Here is a 1028-nt window from a genome sequence, read left to right on the forward strand (position 1 = left end):
ATAACGGCAAGTCGGTATTGTACAATTCAACTTCACAGCTTAAATATATCGGTGCGTCTATACCGAATGAAAGCTCATATTCAATATGCGCCGGAATCTTTTCACTCAAAAGATTTTCTACTTCCTGCAAATAAATCTGCGGATTGTTTCCTCTTTCGGCATTGATATACAAGCAATTATTGCCTTCCGAATCAAACGGCTCAAGGCTGCATTTTGCTTCTCCGCCCGTATACGCCTTTATCATATCGGAAATTACAGAAGCTGAAATTTTGCCCGAACCGATCAGTCTTGCTTTTACCAGTCGGCGGCGTTCTTCAATCGGTTTTAAAGAATCCGGAATAATCCCCATAATTTTTTCATAAGAAGAGATCACGCTTTCATCCGCACTGTCTATAAACTGATTGGAAAATACCTGTTCAATACTATTTTGCAGATTGTCGGCAAGTCTGCCCTGAGCCTTGAGAATTTCAGTCATTTCATATACTTCACGGTAAAAGACCGGATAATAGGTTATTAGCTCCTCATAGTTGTTTTTGTAATGACTTTCAAACAGCTTCAATTTCAGTCACCCCCAAAATAGGCACACTTTCAGCGTTTACCGCAATATTTTCGTCCGAACCGTTAATGACGAGATTTCTGTAATCTGCTATTTCAGTAACATCGGAAATCACAGCGCCTATTTCAGAAATTCGTATCATAATTTCCTCTGCATCAGAGCTGTTCATTACCTGAGTTTTAAAATAATTCTCTATCCCCGATTTTATTGACTCCTTTGCTGATTCAAAGCTAAACCCCTGCTTTACCTCAATCGTAACGGAAATATCTATATACTCACTTTCAGCTGCCGCAGCTGTAAAATGAGCGCCTATAGGAGCGCAGCCCCCGCCCAGTCCCAGACTGTCAGGGTCAACATACTCCTGTACTTCATTTAAAATATCTTTTCCGCACGGAAGTCCGTTTAAATCTATAAGAACGGCCTTTACAGTATTGGGGCCGTTCCACAGCGGAAAGATTTTTGCCTTGCCTAC

At 41.0% G+C, this 1028-nt stretch carries 2 protein-coding genes; both read right to left on the bottom strand.

From position 1 onward, the window contains the following. On the bottom strand, positions 1 to 559 hold a 559-nt coding region (locus OCV67_RS13345), incomplete at its 3' end, for a putative phage tail protein (RefSeq protein WP_147644409.1). Beyond that, a partial coding sequence (locus OCV67_RS13350; protein ID WP_178085185.1) for a baseplate J/gp47 family protein occupies positions 546 to 1028 on the bottom strand: 483 nt, incomplete at its 5' end. The genes OCV67_RS13350 and OCV67_RS13345, both read right to left, overlap by 14 nt.

Origin of the sequence: Porcipelethomonas ammoniilytica (assembly GCF_025567485.1) — a bacterium.
Taxonomy (GTDB): domain Bacteria; phylum Bacillota; class Clostridia; order Oscillospirales; family Ruminococcaceae; genus Porcipelethomonas; species Porcipelethomonas ammoniilytica.